This is a genomic window from Terrabacter sp. Root85, assembly GCF_001429185.1.
Taxonomy (GTDB): Bacteria; Actinomycetota; Actinomycetes; order Actinomycetales; family Dermatophilaceae; genus Terrabacter.
The window spans coordinates 179,817-200,562 of the sequence record NZ_LMIW01000012.1; the positions used below are offsets into that span (position 1 = coordinate 179,817).

The window sequence follows — 20,746 nt, forward strand, 5'->3', positions numbered from 1 at the left end:
CACCCTTGTCACCCGTGCCCGCCCCATTCCCAACTGACGAAGAGGCATCCCGCGTGAAGACCACCAGCGATCTCGGGGACCTGCGCGGCAAGCGCGTCCTCGTCCGGTCCGACCTCAACGTGCCGCTCGACGGCGCGACGATCACCGACGACGGCCGCATCCGCGCCTCGGCCCCGACGATCAAGGGCCTGGCCGACGCCGGCGCCCGCGTCATCGTCTGCGCCCACCTCGGCCGCCCCAAGGGCGCCCCGGAGGCCAAGTACTCCCTCGCGCCGGTCGCGCAGCGACTCAGCGAGGTGCTCGGCACCGACGTCGTCTTCGCCGACGACACCGTCGGTGACGACGCCAAGGCCAAGGCGGCGGCGCTCCAGGACGGCCAGGTGCTGCTCCTCGAGAACCTCCGCTTCAACGCCGGCGAGACCGCCAAGACCGACGACGAGCGTGCCGGCTTCGCGGCCGAGCTCGCTTCTCTCGCCGACGTCTTCGTCTCCGACGGCTTCGGGGTCGTGCACCGCAAGCAGGCCTCCGTCTACGACGTCGCGCGCCTGCTGCCGCACGCCACGGGCGACCTCGTCTCCACCGAGGTCGACGTCCTGCGCCGCCTGACGAAGGACCCCGAGCGCCCGTATGCCGTCGTCCTCGGTGGCGCGAAGGTGTCCGACAAGCTCGGCGTCATCGGCAACCTCCTCGGCACGGCGGACCGTCTCCTCATCGGTGGCGGCATGGTCTTCACCTTCCTCGCCGCGCAGGGTCACGAGGTCGGCAAGAGCCTGCTCGAGGCCGACCAGATCGACACGGTCAAGGGCTACCTCGAGCGGGCCGCGAAGGAGGGCGTCGAGATCGTGCTTCCGGTCGACGTCGTCGCCGCCGACGCGTTCAGCGCCGACGCGGCCCACGAGGTCGTCTCGGCCGACGCCATCCCGGCCGACCGGATGGGCCTCGACATCGGGCCCGCGTCGAGCGCGCTCTTCGCCGAGAAGCTCGCCGACTGCCGCACCGTCTTCTGGAACGGCCCGATGGGCGCCTTCGAGATGGAGCCCTACGCGGCCGGCACCAAGGCGCTGGCCCAGGCGCTCGTCGAGATCACCGCCCAGGGCGCCCTCACCGTCGTCGGTGGCGGCGACTCCGCCGCGGCGGTGCGCCAGCTCGGCTTCGCCGACTCCGACTTCGGCCACATCTCCACCGGCGGCGGCGCCAGCCTCGAGTACCTCGAGGGCAAGGAGCTGCCCGGACTCACCGTGCTCGAGGAGGGCGACGCCTGATGGCCAAGGACACCAAGCCGGTCGGGCGCGTCCCGCTCATGGCCGGCAACTGGAAGATGAACCTCGACCACCTCCAGGCGACGCACCTCGTGCAGAAGCTCGACTGGACGCTGCGCGACGCGAAGCACGACCACGCGGCCGTCGAGGTCGCCGTGCTGCCGCCCTTCACCGACCTGCGCTCGGTCCAGACGCTCATCGAGGGCGACAAGCTCGACCTCAGGTACGGCGCGCAGGACCTGTCGCCGCACACCTCGGGTGCCTACACCGGTGACATCTCGGGCGCCTTCCTCGCCAAGCTCGGCTGCACGTACGTCACCGTCGGGCACAGCGAGCGGCGCGAGGGCCACGGCGAGACCGACGCCGTCGTCAACTCCAAGGTCAAGGCGGCCTACGCCCACGGCCTGACACCGATCCTCTGCTGCGGCGAGGCGCTCGACGTGCGCAAGGAGGGCCGCCAGGTCGAGCACGTCGTCGCCCAGCTGCGCGAGAACCTCGACGGGGTGACCAAGGAGCAGGCGGCATCGGTCGTCATCGCCTACGAGCCCATCTGGGCCATCGGCACGGGCGAGGTCGCCACGCCCGACGACGCGCAGGAGGTCTGCGCGGCCATCCGCACGCTGCTCGCCGAGCTCTACAGCGGCGACGTCGCCGACGGCGTACGCGTCCTCTATGGCGGCAGCGTCAAGTCGGGCAACGTCGCCGCGATCATGGCCCAGGAGGACGTCGACGGCGCCCTCGTCGGTGGTGCGTCGATCGACCCGACGGAGTTCGCGTCGATCTGTCGCTACCGCGACCACGTCGGCACGTCCTGATACCTTCCCTTCGGCCGGACGGATCCCACGGGGCCGTTCGGCCGAAGGGCCCTCGGGCAGGTATCCTTACCCGAGCCCCGGAACACGCGGGGGAGTGGCCGTCCGGCCCGACGACCCCCGAGATCCCGACGATTTGGAGTGACCACGTGGATGCGGTTCGCATCGTGCTTCAGGTCCTGCTGGTGCTGTCCAGCATGGTCCTGACCCTCTTCATCCTGCTGCACAAGGGCAAGGGTGGCGGCCTGTCCGACATGTTCGGCGGGGGCATGTCCACGTCGCTCGGTGGCTCATCGGTCGCCGAGCGCAACCTCGACCGCTTCACGGTGGCCGTGGCGCTCGTCTGGGCGACGGCGATCATCGGTCTGGGCCTCCTGGCCCGTTTCGCGAGCTGAGAGAAGGAACAGATGGCCAGCGGTAACGCCATTCGTGGAAGCCGGGTCGGCGCCGGCCCGATGGGCGAGGCGGAGCGCGGCGACGCCGCCCCTCGCGTCCACATCTCCTACTGGTGCTCCAACGGGCACGAGACCCGTCCGAGCTTCGCCGAGGAGCCCGGCATGGTCCTGCCCGAGACGTGGGACTGCCCGCGATGCGGGTTCCCGGCCGGCCAGGACAAGGACAACCCCCCGGCCCCGCCGAAGGTCGAGCCCTACAAGACGCACCTGGCCTACGTGAAGGAGCGTCGCAGCGACGCCGACGGCGCCGCCATCCTCGACGAGGCCCTGAGCACGCTGCGCGAGCGCGGCCTCATCCAGTGACCCCTCGGGTCACCGGTGGGTGACCTGACGACGAAGGGCCCGGGAGATCCTCCCGGGCCCTTCGTCGTGTCGTATGCCGTCCGGTGCTGCGCGACCGGCCGCGTCGGTCAGTCGAGGGCCGAGGCCGCGTCGGCGTCGACGAGCCACAGGGTCGCGTCCGTGCCGGCAGGTCCGGCCGCGGGGACGTCCCAGCGGTCTGCACCCGGGACGAGCGCGGTCTCGACCGCCTCGGCCTTGTCGGCTCCGGACACGAGGAACCACACCTCGTGGGAGCGCTCGAAGCACTCGAAGGTGAGGCTCACCCGGTCCGGTGGCGGCTTCGGCGAGTCGTGCACGGCGATCGCGATCGCGTCGGTCACCCGCTGGGCCGGGTGGTGCGGGAAGAGCGAGGCGACGTGACCGTCCGGGCCGACGCCGAAGAGCACGACGTCCCACGCCTTCTGGCCGTGCTCGCGGATCGTGCGGGCGTAGGCCACGGCGCTGGCCTCGGCGCTCTCCGAGGCGTCGGGACCGGCCACCCGGTGCACCTTCGCCGGGTCGAGTCCCAGCGCGCTGAGACCCGCCTCGTCGTTCTGGGTGTCGTTGCGGTCGGGGTCACCCGCCGGCAGGTAGCGCTCGTCGCCCCACCACACGCGTACCCGTGACCAGTCGACGGCCGAGCGGCCCGGCGTCGTCAGGACGGAGGCGATGATCGCCGATCCCATGGACCCGCCGGTGAGAGCCACCTGGGCCTCGGGATTGCGGGTCTGGGCGTCGATCAACGCGGTGACGAACCGGGCCGCGGCGGCGTCGGCCAGGGACTGCTTGTCCGGGTGGACGACGACGCGCGGCTCGGCGGTCACGAGGTCGCCGTCCCGCTCGCCGCCTTCGTGGCCGTGGTGGCCTTGCGAGCCGTCGCCTTGCGGGTGCCCGCCGTCGTCCGCGACGCGGCCTTCGTCGTGCTCTGGGCCGCGCCCGTCTTCGACGCACCCTTCGTCGCGGCGCTCCGGGTGGCCGACGTCGCGGCCGCCTTCGTCGTCGCCCGCTTGGCGGTGGCTTGCTTGGCAGTGGCCCGCTTGGCAGTCGCTGGCTTGGTCGGGGACGCCGTCCTGGCCGCCGTCGTGGCCGGGCTCGTCGACTCGGTCCCGGCCGCCTTCTTCCGGTTCTTGGCGGCTTGCTTCTCGCGGGGCGTCCGCTTGCCGGCGAGCTTGCGGACGGTGGCCGCGTGCACGTCGGCGGTCTCGGCGTGCTCGGGCGCCGGGGGAGCGGTGATCATCGCGCTGGCCTCCTGCGCCGACTCGTCGCGGCCGAGGCGGGCCGCGAGGCGACGCGACTCGGCGGGATCCGGAGCCTTGCCTGCCTTGGCCGCTGCGGCCGCGGTGAGGCGCACCGGCTGGAGCGCCGGGATGCCGTGCAGGAGCGAGTCCTCGTAGGCGTCGTCGGGGTCGAGGCGGCGCAGCTCGTCGGCCAGGCACTCGGGTAGCTCGCGTCGCGGCAGGCTGATCCGCCGGTCGGGCTGACCGGTCTGCGAGAGGGTGGCGACGTCGTCGCCGGGACGCACGAGGTCGATCGGACCGCTCTTGCGCTCGAGCCGCACCGAGCTGATCCCCGAGCCACGCGGTGTCGAGACCCGGTGCACGGGCACCTTGAGCCGCCGCGAGAGCCAGCCCGCGAGGAGGTCGGACGACGGCGAGTCGGGCGCACCGCTCACGACGGCGCCGGTGATCGGCTCGTAGGGCGGCTGGTCGAGCGCGGCCGCGAGCAGACCGCGCCAGCGGGTCAGCCGCGTCCATGCGATGTCGGTGTCGCCCGGCGCGTAGTTCGCCGCACGCTTCTTGAGCATGAGTCGCGGGTTGTGGTGCTCGGCGGCGTCGGTGATCCGACGCTGGGCCATCGCCCCGATGGGGTCCTTGGCGACGTCCGCGGGCGCCTGACCGGGCCACCACGCCACGATGGGGGAGTCGGGCAGCAGCAGCGGCACGACGACGCTCGGGCCGTGGTTGGCGAGCGCGCCGTAGAGCCGGAGCACGACGATCTCGCTCGCGCCTGCGTCACCGCCGAGGCGGATCTGCGCGTCGAGGCGGTTCTTGCCCCGCCGGTCGCCGGGGATGACGACGATGATGCGGCAGGGGTGCTGGCGGCTCGCCTGGTTGGCGACCTCGATGGCGTGCCCGGCGTCGGTGTCCTCGACGACGACGACGAGCGTCAGCACCCGCCCCAGGGCCAGCGCGCCGACCTCGTTGCGCAGGCGCACGAGGGTCTTGCTGATCCCCGTTGTCGTGGTGTCGGTCAGGTCGCGGATCACGGCATCCTCCACGTTCGTCCGTCGCGTTCGAGCATGTGGTCCGCCGAGGGTGGACCCCAGGTGCCTGCGGGATACTGCTCCGGCTTGCCGGCCTTGGCCCAGTGCTTCATGAGCGGGTCGAGGATGCGCCAGGACGACTCGACCTCCTCGTGCCGTGGGAAGAGCGGCGGGTCACCGAGCAGCACGTCGAGGATGAGGCGTTCGTACGCCTCGGGCGAGGCCTCGGTGAACGACGAGCCGTAGCCGAAGTCCATCGTGACGTCGCGGACCTCCATCTGGGCGCCTGGCACCTTGGAACCGAAGCGGAGCGTGATCCCCTCGTCGGGCTGCACCCGGATGACGATGGCGTTCTGGCCGAGCTCCTCCGTGGCGGTGTGCTCGAAAGGCAGGTGCGGCGCCCGCTTGAAGACGACCGCGATCTCGGTCACGCGCTTGCCGAGACGCTTGCCCGTGCGGAGGTAGAACGGGACTCCGGCCCAGCGGCGGGTGTCGACCTCGAGCGTCACCGCGGCGAAGGTCTCGGTGACCGAGTTCGGGTCGACGCCGTCCTCGTCGAGGTAGCCGACGACCTCTTCGGCCCCCTGCCAGCCACCGGCGTACTGCCCCCGAGCGGCGCCCTTGTCGAGGTCTGCAGGGAGGCGGACCGCCGAGAGCACCTTCTCCTTCTCGGCGCGAAGGTCCTTGGCGTCGAAGGAGACCGGCTCCTCCATGGCCGTGAGAGCCAGGAGCTGGAGCAGGTGGTTCTGGATGACGTCGCGAGCCGCGCCGATGCCGTCGTAGTAGCCAGCCCGACCCGCGATGCCGATGTCCTCGGCCATGGTGATCTGCACGTGGTCGACGTAGTTCGCGTTCCAGACCGGCTCGAAGAGCTGGTTGGCGAAGCGCAGGGCGAGGAGGTTCTGGACCGTCTCCTTGCCGAGGTAGTGGTCGATGCGGAACACGGAGTCGGCGGGGAAGACGCCCTCGACGATCTCGTTGAGCTGCTGGGCGCTCTTGAGGTCGTGACCGAACGGCTTCTCGATGATGACCCGTCGCCAGCTGTCGCCCTCGGCGGTCGTCAGGCCGCATCGCTGGAGCTGTTCGCAGACCGTCGCGAAGAAGCCCGGCGGGATCGAGAGGTAGAAGGCGTGGTTGCCGCCGGTGCCGCGGTCCTGGTCGAGCTCCTCGACCGTCTTGGCGAGAAGGTCGAACGCCGCAGGGTCATCGAACGTGCCTGGCACGAAACGGAATCCTTCGGACAGGTTGCGCCACACGTCCTCGCTGAAAGGGGTGCGGGCGTGCTGCTTGACGGCGTCGTGGACCACTTGGCCGAAGTCCTGGGCGGCCCAGTCGCGCCGCGCGAAGCCGATGAGCGAGAAGCCCGGCGGCAGCAGTCCGCGGTTGGCGAGGTCGTAGATCGCCGGCATCAGCTTCTTGCGGGCGAGGTCGCCGGTCACCCCGAACAGCACGAGACCGCACGGTCCCGCGATGCGGGGGATGCGCTTGTCCTCGGCGGTGCGCAGCGGGTTGTTCCCGTGCGCGATGCGTGCCGGGCTCACCCACGACCTCCCGCCAAGAGCACCGCGCGCAGCTGCGCGAGCCCTGCGTCGTGGTCGGTCAGGTGCAGCTGCAGCACGGGACGACCGTGGTCGGCGAGGACCGCGGCGTCGCCGCCCGCCTGCGAGGCGATGAAGTCACCGAAGGTGAACTCGCGTCCGGGGATCGCGAGGTCCTCCTTGGGTGCCGTCGTGATCTGGAGGTAGACGCCCACCGCCGGGCCGCCCTTGTGGAACTGGCCGGTCGAGTGCAGGAAGCGCGGGCCCCAGCCGAACGTCGTCGGACGCTCCGTGCGACGGGCGAGCGGGACGCGGCACTCGGCGAGGTCGGCGTCGGCCAGCCGGTCGAGGTAGGCCATGACGGCGACGTAGCCGTGCTCCGGGTCGAGCTGCGCGAAGAGCGCGTCGAGGGCCGCGGGCACGGTCCGTGCGTCGCCGAGCCAGTCGCCCGACCCACCGAGCGTGCGGATCTCGATGGCGCCGTCCGTCGCGGCGGGGTCCGTGCTCGAGCCGGTTCCCTGGTCGAGCAGGGCGCGGGCGGCCTTCTTGGCGCTCTCGACGTCGGGCTGGTCGAAGGGGTTGATGCCGAGCAGGCGCCCGGCGACGGCGGTGGCCACCTCCCACAGGAGCAGCTGGGCACCCAGGGCGCCGCCCACGCGTACCTCCGACGCGACGTCGCCCGACGGGGCCGCCTCGCTGTCGGCGTCCACGAGACGCGCCACCGTGACGTCGGCCGCGGGCCAGGCCACCTCGGGGTCCTCGTCCCCACCGGCGACGACCGGCAGGACGCCGGTGCCGTTCTTGCCGGTGGACTCGGCGATGAGCTGCTCGGCCCAGTCGGCGAACCCGACGATGCCGGAGCCGTCGTCGACGAGAACGAGCTTGTCACGCAGGGGGTCGGTGCCCCCCATGGCGGCGCCGAGGCGCAGACCCGGGTTGGCGTCGTCGTCGGCGGCCAGCAGGTCGGCGACGGACTCGGCCTCGTCGAGGAGGGCCTCGACGTCGACGCCGGCGAGGCCGCTCGGCACGAGACCGAAGGCGGTCAGCGCCGAGTAGCGGCCACCGACGTCGGGGTCGGCGTTGACGACGCGATAGCCCTTGGCGCGGGACTCCTTGTCGAGCGGGCTGCCCGGGTCGGTGACGATGACGATGCGCGACGCGGGGTCGATGCCGGCGTCGGTGAACGCCTGCTCGTAGGCACGGCGCTGGGAGTCGGTCTCGACCGTGGAGCCGGACTTGCTCGAGACGACGACCACGGTGTGGTCGAGGTCGTCGCCGAGGGCACGCCGGACGTAGTCGGGGTCGGACGAGTCGAGCACGACGAGCGGCTTGCCGGCCGTGGCGCAGATGACCTCCGGCGCGAGCGAGGAGCCGCCCATGCCGCAGAGCACGACGTGGGTCAGGCCCTGCTCGGCGAAGGAGTCGCGCAACGCCGCGATCTCGCCGACGAGGGGGCGCGAGGATCGCGGGAGGCCCACCCAGGACAGGCGGACCCGCGACTCGGACTCGGCGTCAGGACCCCACAGCGTGGCGTCCCGGGCGAAGAGGCGGCTCGCGACGGAGTCGTCGACGAGGCTCGGCACGTGCCTCCCGATCGCGTCCGCCGCTGCTCCTGCTGCGCTGACGGACAGCGAGCTCATGCCGTCACCTTCTCCATCTCCGCGGTGACGCCGTCCAACAGCTCGCCCCACGCCTTCTCGAACTTGTCGACGCCCTCGGTCTCGAGCAGGTCGACGACCTCGTTGTACGAGACACCGACGCCCTCGAGGTCGTCGAGCACGTTGCCGGCCAGCTCGTAGCCGCCGGTCACCGTGTCGCCGTGGATGTCGCCGTGGTCGGCGGTCGCCTCGAGCGTCTTGCCGGGCATCGTGTTGACGACGTCGGCGGCGACGAGCTCGGTGACGTACATCGTGTCGGGGTAGGCCGGGTCCTTGACGCCGGTCGACGCCCAGAGCGGGCGCTGCACGTTCGCGCCGGCCTCGGCGAGCGAGCCCCAGCGCGGCGTCGAGAAGACCTCCTCGAAGGCCTGGTAGGCGAGGCGGGCGTTGGCGAGGCCGGCCTTGCCCTTGAGGGCGCGGGCCTCGTCGGTGCCGATGGCGTCGAGCCGCTTGTCGATCTCGGTGTCGACGCGGGAGACGAAGAACGAGGCGACCGAGTGGATCGTCGACAGGTCGTGCCCGTTGGCGTGCGCCTTCTCGAGCCCCTCGAGGTAGGCGTTCATGACGGCGCGGTAGCGCTCGAGGGAGAAGATCAGCGTCACGTTGACGCTGATGCCCTCGGCGATGGTGGCCGTGATCGCCGGGAGGCCGGCCTTCGTCGCGGGGATCTTGATGAGGACGTTCGGGCGGGCCACGTCACCGTGCATCTGCTTCGCCTGCTCGACCGTCTTGTCGGTGTCGTGCGCCAGGCGTGGGTCCACCTCGATGGAGACCCTGCCGTCGACGCCACGTGTCGACGTGTAGAGCGGCAGGAAGAGGTCGCACGCGTCGCGGACGTCCTCCGTCGTCAGCTCGTGGACGACCTCCTCGACGTCCTTGCCGGCCTTCGTCAGGGCGGCCAGGTCGTCGTTGTAGCGGTCGCCCTTCGACAGCGCCGCCTGGAAGATCGAGGGATTCGAGGTGACACCGACGACGTTGCGCTCGGTGATGAGCTCGGAGATCTTGCCGGTCTCGATGAGCTCGCGGGAGAGGTCGTCGAGCCAGATGGAGACGCCTGCTTCTGAGAGCGCCTGGGTGTTCGGGTTGGTCATGCTGGTCACTTCCCCTTGCTCGTAGCGGATGCGGCGGCCGCGTGGGCGGCCTTGCCGCTGCCGGTCTGCGCGTCGCCACCCATGACGTCGGTGGAGGCGCTCTGGGCGGCGCGGGCCGGGTTGGTCTCGGTGACCCCCGGGGCCTTCGTCGCGGAGCCCTTGGCTGCCTTGATGGAGTCCTTCGCGGCCTTGACGACGGCGTCGGCGGTGATGCCGAACTCGCGGTACAGGGTGGCCTGGTCGGCGGAGGCGCCGAAGTGCTCGATGCTGACGATGCGCCCGGCGTCGCCGACGACGTCGTGCCAGCCCATCGAGATCCCCGCCTCGACGCTGACGCGGGCCCGGACTGCCGGCGGCAGAACCTTGTCCTGGTAGGAACGGGTCTGCTTCTCGAACCATTCCCGGCAGGGCATCGAGACGACGCGCGTCGCGATGCGCGACTTCTCGAGGCGCTCGGCGGCCTGGACCGCGAGCTGCACCTCGGATCCGGTCGCGACGATGACGACGTCGGGGTCACCGGCACGCGACTCCTCGACGAGGACGTAGGCGCCCTTGGCGACGCCGCTCACCTTGCCGTACGTCGAGCGGTCCCACGTCGGGACCGGCTGGCGCGTGAGGCAGAGGGCGGCCGGGCCGTCGGTCTTCGTCAGGATCTGGGCCCAGGCGGCGGCGGTCTCGTTGGCGTCCGCGGGGCGGACGACGTCGAGGCCGGGGATGGCGCGCAGGGCCGCGAGGTGCTCGATCGGCTGGTGCGTCGGGCCGTCCTCACCGAGGCCGATGGAGTCGTGCGTCCAGACGTACGTGACGGGTGCCTGCTGGATCGCGGCGAGGCGCACGGCGGGGCGCATGTAGTCGGAGAAGACGAGGAAGGTGCCGCCGTAGGGACGGGTCAGGCCCTCGAGCGCGATCCCGTTGAGGATCATGCCCATGCCGTTCTCGCGGATGCCGAAGTGCAGCGTGCGGCCGAACGGGCCGCCCTTCCACGTCGACGTCTGCTTCGAGCTGGGGATGAAGGACGGCTGTCCCTCCATCGTCGTGTTGTTGGACTCGGCGAGGTCGGCGGAGCCGCCCCAGAGCTCGGGCATGACGTCGGCGATGGCCGTGAGGACCTTGCCGGAGGCGGCGCGGGTCGCCACGCCCTTCTCGTCGGCGGGGAAGGTCGGCATCGCCTTGGCGAGACCCGCCGGGGCCTGGCCCGCGAGGATGCGGTCGAGCAGGGCCGCGCGGTCGGGGTTGGCCTTGCGCCACGCCTTGTACGCCTTGTCCCACTCGCGGTGGGCCGCCTTGCCGCGCTTGACGACGTCGCGGGCGTGCTTGAGGACCGCGGGCTCGACGGCGAAGGTCTTCTTCGGGTCGAAGCCGAGCAGCTCCTTCGTGCCGCTGATCTCCTCGTCGCCGAGGGCCGAGCCGTGGGACTTGCCGGTGTTCTGCTTCGTCGGCGCGGGCCACGCGATGATCGTGTGCAGCACGACGAGGGTCGGCTTGTCCGTCACCTTGTCGCCGGAGCGGATCGCGGCGAGCAGCGCGTCGACGTCCTCGACGTAGGTCGCGCCGTCGGCGTCCTTGCGCCAGTCGACTCGGGCGACGTGCCAGCCGTAGGCCTCGAAGCGCGCCGCGACGTCCTCGCTGAACGCGATGTCGGTGTCGTCCTCGATGGAGATCTGGTTGGCGTCGTAGACGACGGTGAGGTTGCCGAGCTCCTGGTGGCCGGCCAGGGCGCAGGCCTCGTGGGAGACGCCCTCCTGCATGTCGCCGTCGGAGGCGATGACGTAGACGTGGTGGTCGAAGGGGCTCGTGCCCGGCTTGGCGTCGGGGTCGAAGAGGCCGCGCTGGCGACGCTGCGCCATGGCCATGCCGACGGCCGAGGCCAGGCCCGAACCGAGCGGGCCGGTCGTGATCTCGACGCCGGGGGTGTGGTGCACCTCGGGGTGGCCGGGCGTCAGCGAGCCCCACGTGCGCAGCGACTTGAGGTCGTCGAGCGAGAGGCCGTAGCCGCTGAGGTAGAGCTGGATGTACTGCGTGAGGCTCGAGTGCCCGCAGGAGAGCACGAACCGGTCGCGCCCGAGCCAGGCCGGGTCGGACGGGTCGTGCGTCATGACGTTCTGGTAGAGCAGGTACGCGAGCGGCGCGAGCGACATGGCCGTGCCGGGGTGGCCGTTGCCGACCTTCTGCACGGCGTCGGCGGCGAGCAGTCGCGTGGTGTCGACCGCGCGGACGTCGAGATCGCTCCAGCCGGCCTTCTTCGCCACGGGCAGCGGCAGACCCGGGTCGCGCTGTGCCAGCAGGCCCTTCGTCTTCGCGGTCCGCGTGGTGCCGGATCGGGTGGGCTTCTTCGCCTTCGTGGCGGTGCTGGACGCAGCAGTGGGCACGGAACGGGTCTCCTTCAACAAGGGTTGATCACGTACGGCCACGAGCCTAGTGCCCGCGCTGTGAGGGACGACACCTCGCCCGGCGGTCGGAACGGCCATCTGCAGGTGCGGTGCCGGCCGTCGGCGGCGACGGTCTAGACTTGCGACGCAATGCTCACGTACCCAGCGGGTCGGAGCGACGTACCAGCGGTGAGGATCTCAGTGACAACGGTGGACCCCCGCGCCGACCTCTCGGCGCTGCACGGTCCCGACGGCAGTGGGCTGAAGTTCCTCCTCGGACAGTACGTCTCGCTGATGAAGCCGCGGATCATCGAGCTCCTCCTCATCACCACCATCCCCGTGATGTTCCTGGCGGAGCAGGGCGTGCCGGACCTCTGGCTCGTCGTCGTCACCGTCGTCGGTGGCACGCTGTCCGCCGGTGCGGCCAACACCCTCAACTGCTACATCGACCGCGACATCGACGCCGTCATGCACCGCACGAGTCGTCGGCCTCTCGTCACCGGCACGGTCAGCCCACGGGGCGCCCTCGTGTTCGGGGTGGCGCTGGCCGTCGGATCGACCGTCTGGCTGGGCCTGCTCGTCAACTGGCTGAGCGCCTGGCTCGCCCTCGGTGCGCTGCTCTTCTACGTCTTCGGCTACACGCTGCTGCTCAAGCGCCGCACGGCCCAGAACATCGTCTGGGGCGGCGCCGCCGGCTGCATGCCGGTGCTCATCGGCTGGTCGGCCGTCACCGACTCGCTCAGCTGGTCGGCGTTCATCCTCTTCATGGTCATCTTCTTCTGGACGCCGCCGCACTACTGGCCGCTGTCGATGCGCTACAAGGACGACTACGCCACGGCGCACGTGCCGATGCTGCCGGTCGTCGAGCGCTTCGTCGTCGTCGCGCGCCAGATCGTCGCCTACTCGTGGGCCATGGTGCTGACGTCACTGGCGCTCGTGCCGGTCCAGCAGGTCGGCTGGGTCTACACCACCGCTGCCGTGGTCGCCGGGGCGCTCTTCCTCACCGAGGCGCACCGCCTCCTCGCCAAGGCGAAGGCCGGTGCGGCCGAGGACGTCCTCAAGCCGATGCGCCTGTTCCACTTCTCGATCACGTACCTCACGATCCTCTTCGTGGGAGTCGCGCTCGACCCCATCTGGCACCTGCCGCTGCCGTTCTTCTCCTGACCGGGGACGCCACACCGAGGGCGTATGCCGTGTGGCGCGGTCAGAGGGTCGGCATGCCGTCCTCGAGGTAGAGCGTCCCGCCGTCGTGCGCGTGCAGCGCGTCGAGCAGCCGCTCGTTGTAGGCGGCGACCCGCCCCGCCCAGTCCCCGGGGCCGGCCCAGTGGACGCCGAGGATCTCGCGCTGCTGCAGGTGCGCCCGCTCGACGACGTCGGCGTCGACGGTGCCGAGGTCGAAGACGAAGACCGTCGCGTCGCCCCATCCGTGCAGGGCAGGAAGCCAGTTGACCGCGAGCAGCGGCCCGGCCGTGACGCTGATGTCGAGCTCCTCGCGGACCTCGCGGACGACGCACGCGGCGGGGGACTCGTGCCGGTCGACGACCCCGCCGGGGAGGTCCCACTCGCGCTTGTAGACGAGCTCGCACAGCAGCAGTTGCCCAGTGCCGGAGCGCAGCACGCCCTGGGCGATGGCGCGCTTGGTCGGGAGGGTCGAGTCGAGCATCGCCGTGAAGCCCTCACGGGTGTCCGGGTGTGCGTCGTCGCGCCGCCGCCCGAGCACGAGGGTGTCCTGGCGCACGCCGGCGAGGGTCGCGTTCCCGCGCAGCCGTCCCTCCCGGCGCAGCCCGGCTCGCAGGGCGGTGCGCACGGAGGCCCGGTTGTCGGGGTTGACGTGCGCCTCGACGCGCTCGAGGTCGAGTGCGTCGAAGGCCCACTCGACGAGGAGGCGCACGGCCCGCCACGCGAGACCCTGTCCGCGGTAGGGGGCGAAGACCGCCCAGGACAGGACGCCGACACCGGGGTCCTGCACGCGGACGTCGACAATGCCGGCGGCCCGCCCGCGCCACTGCACGAGGTAGGTGACCTTGGACCGGTCGGACCACTCGGTGTGGGTGCGCTCGATCCAGGTCCGGTGCTCGTCGGCCGGTGGCTCGACGGCGGGGAAGTCGAACCACCGGGCGATCTCGCGGTCGTGGAGGGGCCGGGTCTCGTCGCTGTCGTCGATCGTCCACGGCCGCAGCACGAGCTCGCCCTCACGGAGCGTCGGCTGGTCGGTCACCTCCCCAGCCTAGGGATGACCGCCGGGCACGGGCTCGCCGAGGGGGCCGGCGAGGGGCAGGGCCAGCTCGAACCGGCAACCGGGACCCGCGTTGGCCACGGTCACGTCACCCCCGTGGGCCCGGGCGATCCCGCGCGCGACGGCGAGACCGAGGCCGGCGCCCACGCCCGCGGCCGGCGTCCGCGCACTCGTCCCGCGCCAGCCCGGGTCGAAGAGCCGGCCGAGCTCGTCGAGAGGTATGCCGCCGCAGCCGTCCGCGACACTGACGCGGGCCACGTCGTGGTCAGCGGTGAGGGAGATGTCGACCCGGCCGCCCGGGTCCGTGTGCGTCAGCGCGTTCGTCACGAGGTTGGCGAGAGCGCGTGAGAGCTCACCCGCGTCGGCCGAGGCCGTGACGGACTCGGCCGGGGCGGAGCCGCCCACGTGCACCCCCCGGCGATCCGCGAGGACGCGTGCTGACGCGAGGGCGTCGGAGACGAGGTCGCCGAGGTCGACGGGGGCGCGATCGAGTTTCAGCGTGCCGGACTGGAGCCGCGACAGCGCGAGGAGCCCACCGACCATGTCGGACATGCGGTCGGCCTCGGACCGGATGCGTGCGGGATACCTGCCGTCGGCGGGCGCGTGGCCGTCCTCGATGGCCTCGGCCATCGCGCGGATGCCGGCGAGCGGGGTGCGCAGGTCGTGCGACACCCAGGCGACGAGCTCGCGGCGGCTCTCCTCGACCTGTCGGTCGCGGTCGCGCTCGGCGGCCTCCTCGGCGGAGGCGCGCATCAGCTCCTGCACGCGCCGGGCGATGAGCCAGCCGAAGACCGCCGCGATGGGCAGGGAGGTCGCCGTGACGACGAGGACGACGGCCTGGTCGTGCTCGTTGATGAACATTGCGTGCGCCGTCACGACCACGCCGAGGGCGACGCTGAGGATGACGACGACAGGTGCCAGCACTGCGGCGGCGACGAGCGAGCGGGCGGCGAGCGCCCGGACGACGAGCGCCCCGACCGTGCCGACGGCGACCGCCGCGAGCGCAGCGAGCAGGGCTGCCTCGGCGATCACGTCCCGGCCGCCGTCGCGGGGGCCGCGCCGTCCCACCGGTAGCCGACGCCCCACACGGTCTGGAGCCGGACGGGCCGCGCCGGGTCGGTCTCCACCTTCTCGCGCAGTCGGCGGACGTGGACCGTGACCGTCGACTCGTCGCCGTACTCCCAGCCCCACACCTGTTCCATCAGCTCGCGTCTGGAGAACGCGGTGCCCGGGTGGGCCATGAGGTGGGCGAGGAGGTCGAACTCGCGACTGGTCAGGGCGAGCAGACCGTCCGCGAGCCAGGCCTGGTGGCGTCGGGTGTCGACGCGCAGGTCGTCGTCGACGAGCGTCGTCGCGGCGGGCGGTGCGGCGGGCGGTGCGGCACGGCGCAGGATCGACTGGATGCGCAGCACGAGCTCACGGCTGCTGAACGGCTTGGTCACGTAGTCGTCCGCACCGATCTCGAGGCCGAGGACGCGGTCGGACTCCTCGCCCCGGGCGGTCAGCATGACGACCGGCAGGTCGCCGCGCTCGGCGCGCAGCCGGCGGAAGACCTCGAGACCGTCGAGACCGGGGAGGGTGAGGTCGAGCACGACGAGGTCGGGGGAGCGGTCGCGGGCCACGGACAGCGCCGCATGGCCGTCCTGCGCCTCGAGGACGTCGAGCCCGGCACGGGTCAGGTAGCCGGACACGACCTCGCGCAGGGTGGGGTCGTCGTCGACGACGAGGACGGTGGGCACGTCCCCAGCCTAGGCAGCGACGGGCCGTCGGCGACGGCGAAAGTCCTTGCGGTCCGGTGACGTCGGCGGACGGTCGTCAGACCGGATGGCGCCTTGTCGCGAGGACGCCGAACGTCAGGGCGACGACGAGCAGGCTGGCCCCGAGCATGTGGAGCAGCACGAGCAGCTCGGGCAGCTTCGTGAAGTACTGGACGTAGCCGATGAGCCCCTGCGCGAGGGTGACGACGAGCACCACGGTCCAGGCCCGGCGGGCCTCGTCGGTGGTCGCCGTGATGCTCACGGCGACGAGGGTGGCGATGACGAGACCGCAGAAGAGCATGACGGCGTCGGCGTGCATCCACGAGACGAACCGCGGGTCGAAGCCCGTGCGCGCGGGCCGGTCGGCGTCGCCCGAGTGCGGCCCCGAGCCGGTGACGATCGTGCCGAGGAGCAGCACGACTGCGCCGACGGCGCTCGTGCCGAGGGCGAGCGTCCGTGCGAGCGGGTGCACGACGAGCTCACCCGGGCCCGAGACGTCGTCTCGGGCGCCGCGCACGAGCATGGTCGACAACGAGACGAGGACCATCGAGAGGAGAAAGTGCGACATGACGGTCCACGGGTTGAGCCCCGTGAGGACGGTGATGCCGCCGAGCACGGCCTGCGCGGGGATGCCGGCGAGGACGCCGATGGCGACCCGGTGCAGCCGCCGGCGCTCCGGCCAGTGCGTGAGCACGACCCACAGCGAGGCGAGTGCGAGCACCGTGACGACGCTCGTCAGGGTGCGGTTGCCGAACTCGACGAGGTCGTGGAACTCGCTCTCGGGCGTCCGGACGGGGGTGAACGAGCCGGGCTGGCACTCCGGCCAGGTGCTGCACCCGAGACCGCTGCCCGTGAGGCGCACGATGCCGCCGGTGACGACGATGCCGACCTCGCCGACGAGGTTGGCGAGCAGCAGGGGACGCACCCAGCTGGGCCGGACGGCGGGGAGGCGACCGGTGGCCCGGGCGAGACGGCTCGCGCCGGTCACGGGGGCGTCGTCGGTCACGGGAGGCGTGGAGGACACCCCGCAAGGGTATGCCGCCGAGCCGGGTCACCCCGCATCGCCCCGTGTCGTCGGGACCCGGAGGACGGGCCGTGGCCCGGCCGGGACCGGGGCACGCGTGGCCGGGTCAGGCCAGGCCGTTCCAGACCACCAGGGATCCCGCGTGACCGGCCAGCACGACGGTGATGATCGCGGCCACGGCGGAGAGCACGACGAGCGTGCCGATGAGCACGTCGAACGCGTGGCCTTGCGGTGACTCCTCCTCGGGCGGTCGGACGAACCACAGGGCCAGGAGGGTGAGGACCATGAAGAGCACGCAGATGAGCTTGGCGCGGTCGCCCCACTCGGTGTGGTTGCGCAGCAGGTCGAAGTCCGTCGTGCTGGCACGCACCTGCGACACCCGGCGCTGCAGGGCCTCACCGCTCTCGGCCGCGACGAACGCCGAGACACCCGAGATGACGGCACCGGCAGCCGTCGGCCAGCGCAGCAGCCGCCGCCACCCGGGGCGCACCACGTAGGCGATCGCGCACAGCGCCGAGAGGGGGACGAGGACGACGACCGCGTGGATCACGAGGGCGTGCATCGGAAGACCGAAGATGTAGTCGAACACGTCGCCTCCAGGCCGGTCGGGGTCGTGGGGTGTGGTGCGGCTTCTTCGTGCGGGCGTGCGGTCGAGCGGTGGGAGCGGTCGAGCGGTGGTGCTGCGGCCAGTCTCGTCCGCTCAGTCGTCGAAGCGGAAGAGACGCGCCGCGAGAACCGTTGCGACCACTCCCCACGCGAGGACGACCCCGAGCGCGAGCAGGTTCAGCGTCCCGTCCACCAGGGCCGACCTGAGCCCGTCCGCCAGACCCGCCGACGGCAGGAAGGCCACGACGTGCGAGACCCCGGCCGGCAGCTCGCTCCGCGGGACGACGACACCGCCGACCGCGAGGAGCAGCACCCACACGAGGTTGGCGATCGCGAGCACCGCCTCCGCCCGCAGGGTGCCGGCGAGCAGGAGGGCGAGGGCCACGAAGGCCCACGTGCCGAGGACGACGAAGAGGACGGCATACGCGATCCCGGCGACCTCCGGTCGCCACCCGAGCGCGAGACCGATCACGGCGATGACGGCGATCTGGATCGCCTCGACGGCCAGGGTCGCCGCCACCTTGGCTGCGACGAGCCCACCGCGCCCGAGCGGGGTGACACCGAGGTAGCGCAGCACGGCGTAGCGGCGGTCGAAGCCGGTCGAGATCGCCTGGGACGTGAAGGCGGCCGAGATGACGCAGAGCGCGATGATGCCCGGTGTCGCCACGTCGATGCGCGTGCCCGGACCGAGCGACGGCGACGTCGTGACGCTGAGACCGACGAGCGCCAGGGCGGGCAGGACGAGCGAGACGAGCAGCTGTTCACCGTTGCGCAGCAGGCTGCCGACCTCGAAGCCGGCCTGGGCGAGGACCCGACGGCGCGGAGCGGCCGCTCCAGCGGCGGTCGGCGTCGTCGGGGTGGCTGAGGTGCTCACGCGGCTCCCTTGCGGGTCAGGCTGAAGTAGACGTCCTCGAGGGAGCGGCCGCCGGTCACCGAGGCCGGGGTCCCCTCGGCGACGGTGCGTCCCGCGTTCATGATGACGAGGTGGTCCGCGAGACGCCCTGCCTCCTCGAACGAGTGGGTGGTCACGACGACGGTCGTGCCGGCGTCACGCTGCTCGGCCACGAGCTCCCACACGTCGAGCCGTCCGTGCGGGTCGAGCCCGGCCGCCGGCTCGTCGAGGAAGAGCACCTCGGGGCGCCCGAGCAGCGACGCCGCGAGGGCGAGGCGCTGCTTCTGGCCACCCGAGAGGCGACGCACCGTCGTCGAGGCGAAGTCCGTGACGCCGAGCCGCCGCGCGACGGCGTCGACGTCGAGCGGGTCGGCGTAGAGGCGGGAGAGGTGGTGGAGCAGACGCAGCGGCTTCGTTCCGTTGGGCAGACCGCCCGCCTGGAGCATGACGCCGACGCGGGCGCGGTGGTCGGCGTCCGCCTGCCACGGGTCGGTGCCGAGGACGCGCACCGTGCCGCCGTCAGGCCGCCCGAGACCGACCGCGCACTCGATGGCGGTCGTCTTGCCCGCACCGTTGGGACCGAGCACCGCGGTGATGCGGCCGGCGGGGGCCGTCCACGTCAGGCCGTCGAGGGCACACACCTGACCGAAGGTGCGGTGGAGGTCGGACAGTGTCACCGCATCGGTCATGGCTCATGAGTCTAGGCTCGGTGCCGACGACCCCGGTCACCGCACCTCGGTCGCCACCGGCGTACCCCTCACGCCGTCTCTGCTCCGCCCGCCCCACTCGACCTGCTCACCACACTCGACCCTGACGGAGACCCCGACCCGTGAAGATCGACCCAGCCGCCAAGCCCTTCACCGCGATGGCCGCCGTGCCCACGGTGATCGCCGCGCTGGCCCGCCGACCGCGCACGACCGCCGCCCTCGGCCTGCTCACTGCGGGGGTGACCCTCTTCTTCCGCGACCCGGACCGCACCCCGGACCGCTCGCCCGTGTCCGACCCCGACGTGGTGCTGGCCCCGGCCGACGGGATCGTCATGCACGTGGGGGAGCCGCAGCCGGGCATCGCCCCGCCCGGTGAGTGGCAGCAGGTCAGCATCTTCCTGTCGCTGCTCGACGTGCACATGAACCGCTCGCCCTACGGCGGCCGCGTCATCGACGTCACCCACACGCCGGGCCGCTTCCTCGCCGCCTACCGCGCCGAGAGCGCCACGAAGAACGAGCGCAGCGAGATCATCGTCGAGCGCGTCGTCGCGGGCCGCCCGCGCCGCATCGTCTACCGCCAGCTCGTCGGCCAGCTCGCGCGCCGCATCGTCACCCGCATCGAGCCCGGTGACGAGATCGGCACCGGCGAGCGCATGGGCCTGATGAAGTTCGGTTCGCGCATGGACGTCTTCGTGCCGCCGGAGGTGCAGCTCGAGGTCAGCAAGGGCAAGCGCGCCATCGGTGGGGAGACCGTGCTGGGCCGCTTCCCCGCGGCGGACGCCTCGTGAGCGGCGACGCGGCCTCCGCCTCCGACGATCGGCCCCGCCGGCGCGACCGCGTGAGCCGGCGCATCCGGCTCGTGTCGGCCACCGGCGCCCGGGTCATCCCGCTCGACCGGCTCAACCCGCGCGTCCGTGCGCGGGCGACCCTTCCCAGCCTCTTCACGCTCGGCAACATGCTGTGCGGCTTCTCGTCGGTGCTCCTGTCGTTCCAGGGGCACTTCCGCGCGGCCGCGGTGCTCGTCGGCATCTCGATCGTCCTCGACATCTGCGACGGCGCGGTGGCCCGTGCCGTCGGTGCCATCACGCCGTTCGGCCTGCAGTTCGACTCCCTCGCCGACCTCATCTCGTTCGGGATCGCACCCGCCGTGCTCGTCTACACGTGGGCGCTGCCGGCCTACCCGGTCTGGGCCTGGGCCGGGGCGATGTTCTGGCTCGCCTGCGCGGCCTACCGACTGGCCCGCTTCAACGTCACCATCGACCCGCTGGCCGACAAGCGCTACTTCGTCGGTCTCGCGAGCCCCGGTGCCGCGGGCGTCGTCATCTCGACGGTGCTCGCCATCGGCGAGCCCCTCTACGACTGGGCGCCCCTCGTGCCGGTCGCGGCCGGGGTGGTCCCGGCCGCGCTCATGGCCTCGTCGTTCCGCTTCCGCTCCTTCCGCGACCTGCTGTCGCCGCGCCACCTGCGGATCACGATCCCCCTCGGCATCGTCATCGCGCTGGGGCTCGCGCTCTTCCCCGGCGCTACGGGCATGGCGCTCGCGTACGGCTACGTGCTCACCTGCCCCCTGGGCTGGGTCACGGCCCCGCTGCGGAGGCGCTGGTTCGGGGAGGACGCCGTCGCGCCGCCGCGCACGCGGATGCCATCGGTCATCATGCCGCCCGACCTGGATGACGACGACGATGACGACGGGGACGACGACGCCGATCGCGCTACCTGGCGGTAAGGACGACCTAACTGGAGTCGCAGCCCCAATTA

General features: G+C 72.0%; 20 protein-coding genes. 7 read left to right on the forward strand and 13 right to left on the reverse strand.

Annotation, left to right across the window (positions count from 1 at the left end):
• The first annotated feature begins 53 nt into the window (after positions 1 to 53).
• From pgk to ASE25_RS18680, 4 genes are all read left to right on the forward strand, one after another.
• A complete protein-coding gene (gene pgk, locus ASE25_RS18665; RefSeq protein WP_056826980.1) occupies positions 54 to 1,262 on the forward strand; it encodes a phosphoglycerate kinase in 1,209 nt (402 codons plus the stop codon).
• Positions 1,262 to 2,074: a triose-phosphate isomerase gene (tpiA, locus tag ASE25_RS18670; RefSeq protein ID WP_056826981.1), complete on the forward strand. Its 813-nt coding sequence runs from the start codon at positions 1,262 to 1,264 to the stop codon at positions 2,072 to 2,074. The genes pgk and tpiA overlap by 1 nt, the downstream gene beginning before the upstream one ends.
• A 146-nt stretch (positions 2,075 to 2,220) precedes the next feature.
• Complete coding sequence (gene secG, locus ASE25_RS18675; protein ID WP_020144105.1) at positions 2,221 to 2,466, forward strand: preprotein translocase subunit SecG; 246 nt, start codon at positions 2,221 to 2,223, stop codon at positions 2,464 to 2,466.
• Positions 2,467 to 2,478: 12 nt separating this feature from the next.
• Positions 2,479 to 2,829, forward strand: a complete 351-nt coding sequence (locus ASE25_RS18680) for an RNA polymerase-binding protein RbpA (RefSeq protein WP_081633871.1) — start codon at positions 2,479 to 2,481, stop codon at positions 2,827 to 2,829.
• A gap of 107 nt (positions 2,830 to 2,936) precedes the next feature.
• On the opposite strand, the gene pgl is transcribed toward ASE25_RS18680, so the two are convergent.
• From pgl to tkt, 6 genes are read right to left on the reverse strand one after another with little or no spacing between them, the layout of a single operon-like run.
• Positions 2,937 to 3,671: a 6-phosphogluconolactonase gene (gene pgl, locus ASE25_RS18685; RefSeq protein WP_056826982.1), complete on the reverse strand. Its 735-nt coding sequence runs from the start codon at positions 3,669 to 3,671 to the stop codon at positions 2,937 to 2,939.
• Positions 3,668 to 5,113 (reverse strand): glucose-6-phosphate dehydrogenase assembly protein OpcA, encoded by a 1,446-nt coding sequence (gene opcA / locus ASE25_RS18690; RefSeq protein ID WP_200959166.1) that lies wholly within the window; start codon positions 5,111 to 5,113, stop codon positions 3,668 to 3,670. Before opcA ends, pgl begins: the two co-directional genes overlap by 4 nt.
• On the reverse strand, positions 5,110 to 6,651 hold the full coding sequence (gene zwf, locus ASE25_RS18695; protein WP_056776735.1) for a glucose-6-phosphate dehydrogenase: 1,542 nt from the start codon (positions 6,649 to 6,651) through the stop codon (positions 5,110 to 5,112). Before zwf ends, opcA begins: the two co-directional genes overlap by 4 nt.
• Positions 6,648 to 8,288 (reverse strand): glucose-6-phosphate isomerase, encoded by a 1,641-nt coding sequence (locus ASE25_RS18700; protein WP_056826983.1) that lies wholly within the window; start codon positions 8,286 to 8,288, stop codon positions 6,648 to 6,650. Before ASE25_RS18700 ends, zwf begins: the two co-directional genes overlap by 4 nt.
• A complete protein-coding gene (gene tal, locus ASE25_RS18705; RefSeq protein WP_056827044.1) occupies positions 8,285 to 9,397 on the reverse strand; it encodes a transaldolase in 1,113 nt (370 codons plus the stop codon). Before tal ends, ASE25_RS18700 begins: the two co-directional genes overlap by 4 nt.
• 5 nt (positions 9,398 to 9,402) lie before the next feature.
• A complete protein-coding gene (gene tkt, locus ASE25_RS18710; RefSeq protein WP_056826984.1) occupies positions 9,403 to 11,766 on the reverse strand; it encodes a transketolase in 2,364 nt (787 codons plus the stop codon).
• Between the two features lie 189 nt (positions 11,767 to 11,955).
• On the opposite strand from tkt, the gene ASE25_RS18715 reads away from it, so the two are divergent.
• The gene (locus ASE25_RS18715) at positions 11,956 to 12,930 is read left to right on the forward strand and encodes a heme o synthase (protein WP_369793510.1); all 975 of its coding nucleotides are present in this window, start codon (positions 11,956 to 11,958) and stop codon (positions 12,928 to 12,930) included.
• A gap of 40 nt (positions 12,931 to 12,970) precedes the next feature.
• On the opposite strand, the gene ASE25_RS18720 is transcribed toward ASE25_RS18715, so the two are convergent.
• From ASE25_RS18720 to ASE25_RS18750, 7 genes are all read right to left on the reverse strand, one after another.
• On the reverse strand, positions 12,971 to 13,984 hold the full coding sequence (locus tag ASE25_RS18720; RefSeq protein WP_056776743.1) for an NUDIX hydrolase: 1,014 nt from the start codon (positions 13,982 to 13,984) through the stop codon (positions 12,971 to 12,973).
• Positions 13,985 to 13,993: 9 nt separating this feature from the next.
• Positions 13,994 to 15,034: a cell wall metabolism sensor histidine kinase WalK gene (locus ASE25_RS18725; protein WP_200959168.1), complete on the reverse strand. Its 1,041-nt coding sequence runs from the start codon at positions 15,032 to 15,034 to the stop codon at positions 13,994 to 13,996.
• The gene (locus tag ASE25_RS18730) at positions 15,031 to 15,741 is read right to left on the reverse strand and encodes a response regulator transcription factor (RefSeq protein WP_056826987.1); all 711 of its coding nucleotides are present in this window, start codon (positions 15,739 to 15,741) and stop codon (positions 15,031 to 15,033) included. The genes ASE25_RS18725 and ASE25_RS18730 overlap by 4 nt, the downstream gene beginning before the upstream one ends.
• A gap of 76 nt (positions 15,742 to 15,817) precedes the next feature.
• Positions 15,818 to 16,747 (reverse strand): heme A synthase, encoded by a 930-nt coding sequence (locus ASE25_RS18735; RefSeq protein WP_056826988.1) that lies wholly within the window; start codon positions 16,745 to 16,747, stop codon positions 15,818 to 15,820.
• Positions 16,748 to 16,889: 142 nt separating this feature from the next.
• On the reverse strand, positions 16,890 to 17,372 hold the full coding sequence (locus tag ASE25_RS18740; RefSeq protein ID WP_056776754.1) for a DUF2231 domain-containing protein: 483 nt from the start codon (positions 17,370 to 17,372) through the stop codon (positions 16,890 to 16,892).
• Between the two features lie 111 nt (positions 17,373 to 17,483).
• A complete protein-coding gene (locus ASE25_RS18745) occupies positions 17,484 to 18,263 on the reverse strand; it encodes an ABC transporter permease (RefSeq protein WP_056826989.1) in 780 nt (259 codons plus the stop codon).
• Positions 18,260 to 18,970, reverse strand: a complete 711-nt coding sequence (locus ASE25_RS18750; protein WP_056826990.1) for an ABC transporter ATP-binding protein — start codon at positions 18,968 to 18,970, stop codon at positions 18,260 to 18,262. Before ASE25_RS18750 ends, ASE25_RS18745 begins: the two co-directional genes overlap by 4 nt.
• A 140-nt stretch (positions 18,971 to 19,110) precedes the next feature.
• Here ASE25_RS18750 and ASE25_RS18755 point away from each other — a divergent pair, with 140 nt between their 5' ends.
• A complete protein-coding gene (locus tag ASE25_RS18755) occupies positions 19,111 to 19,776 on the forward strand; it encodes a phosphatidylserine decarboxylase (RefSeq protein ID WP_056776764.1) in 666 nt (221 codons plus the stop codon).
• Positions 19,773 to 20,714: a phosphatidylcholine/phosphatidylserine synthase gene (locus ASE25_RS18760; RefSeq protein WP_056826991.1), complete on the forward strand. Its 942-nt coding sequence runs from the start codon at positions 19,773 to 19,775 to the stop codon at positions 20,712 to 20,714. Before ASE25_RS18755 ends, ASE25_RS18760 begins: the two co-directional genes overlap by 4 nt.
• Positions 20,715 to 20,746 lie beyond the last annotated feature (32 nt).

Bases quoted from the DNA above. Each gene is read 5' to 3' on its own strand.
- ASE25_RS18680 (WP_081633871.1), top strand. From the start codon at position 2,479: ATGGCCAGCGGTAACGCCATTCGTGGAAGCCGGGTCGGCGCCGGCCCG.
- ASE25_RS18700 (WP_056826983.1), bottom strand. From the start codon at position 8,288: ATGAGCTCGCTGTCCGTCAGCGCAGCAGGAGCAGCGGCGGACGCGATC.
- ASE25_RS18750 (WP_056826990.1), bottom strand. From the start codon at position 18,970: ATGACCGATGCGGTGACACTGTCCGACCTCCACCGCACCTTCGGTCAG.
- tal (WP_056827044.1), bottom strand. From the start codon at position 9,397: ATGACCAACCCGAACACCCAGGCGCTCTCAGAAGCAGGCGTCTCCATC.
- tpiA (WP_056826981.1), top strand. From the start codon at position 1,262: ATGGCCAAGGACACCAAGCCGGTCGGGCGCGTCCCGCTCATGGCCGGC.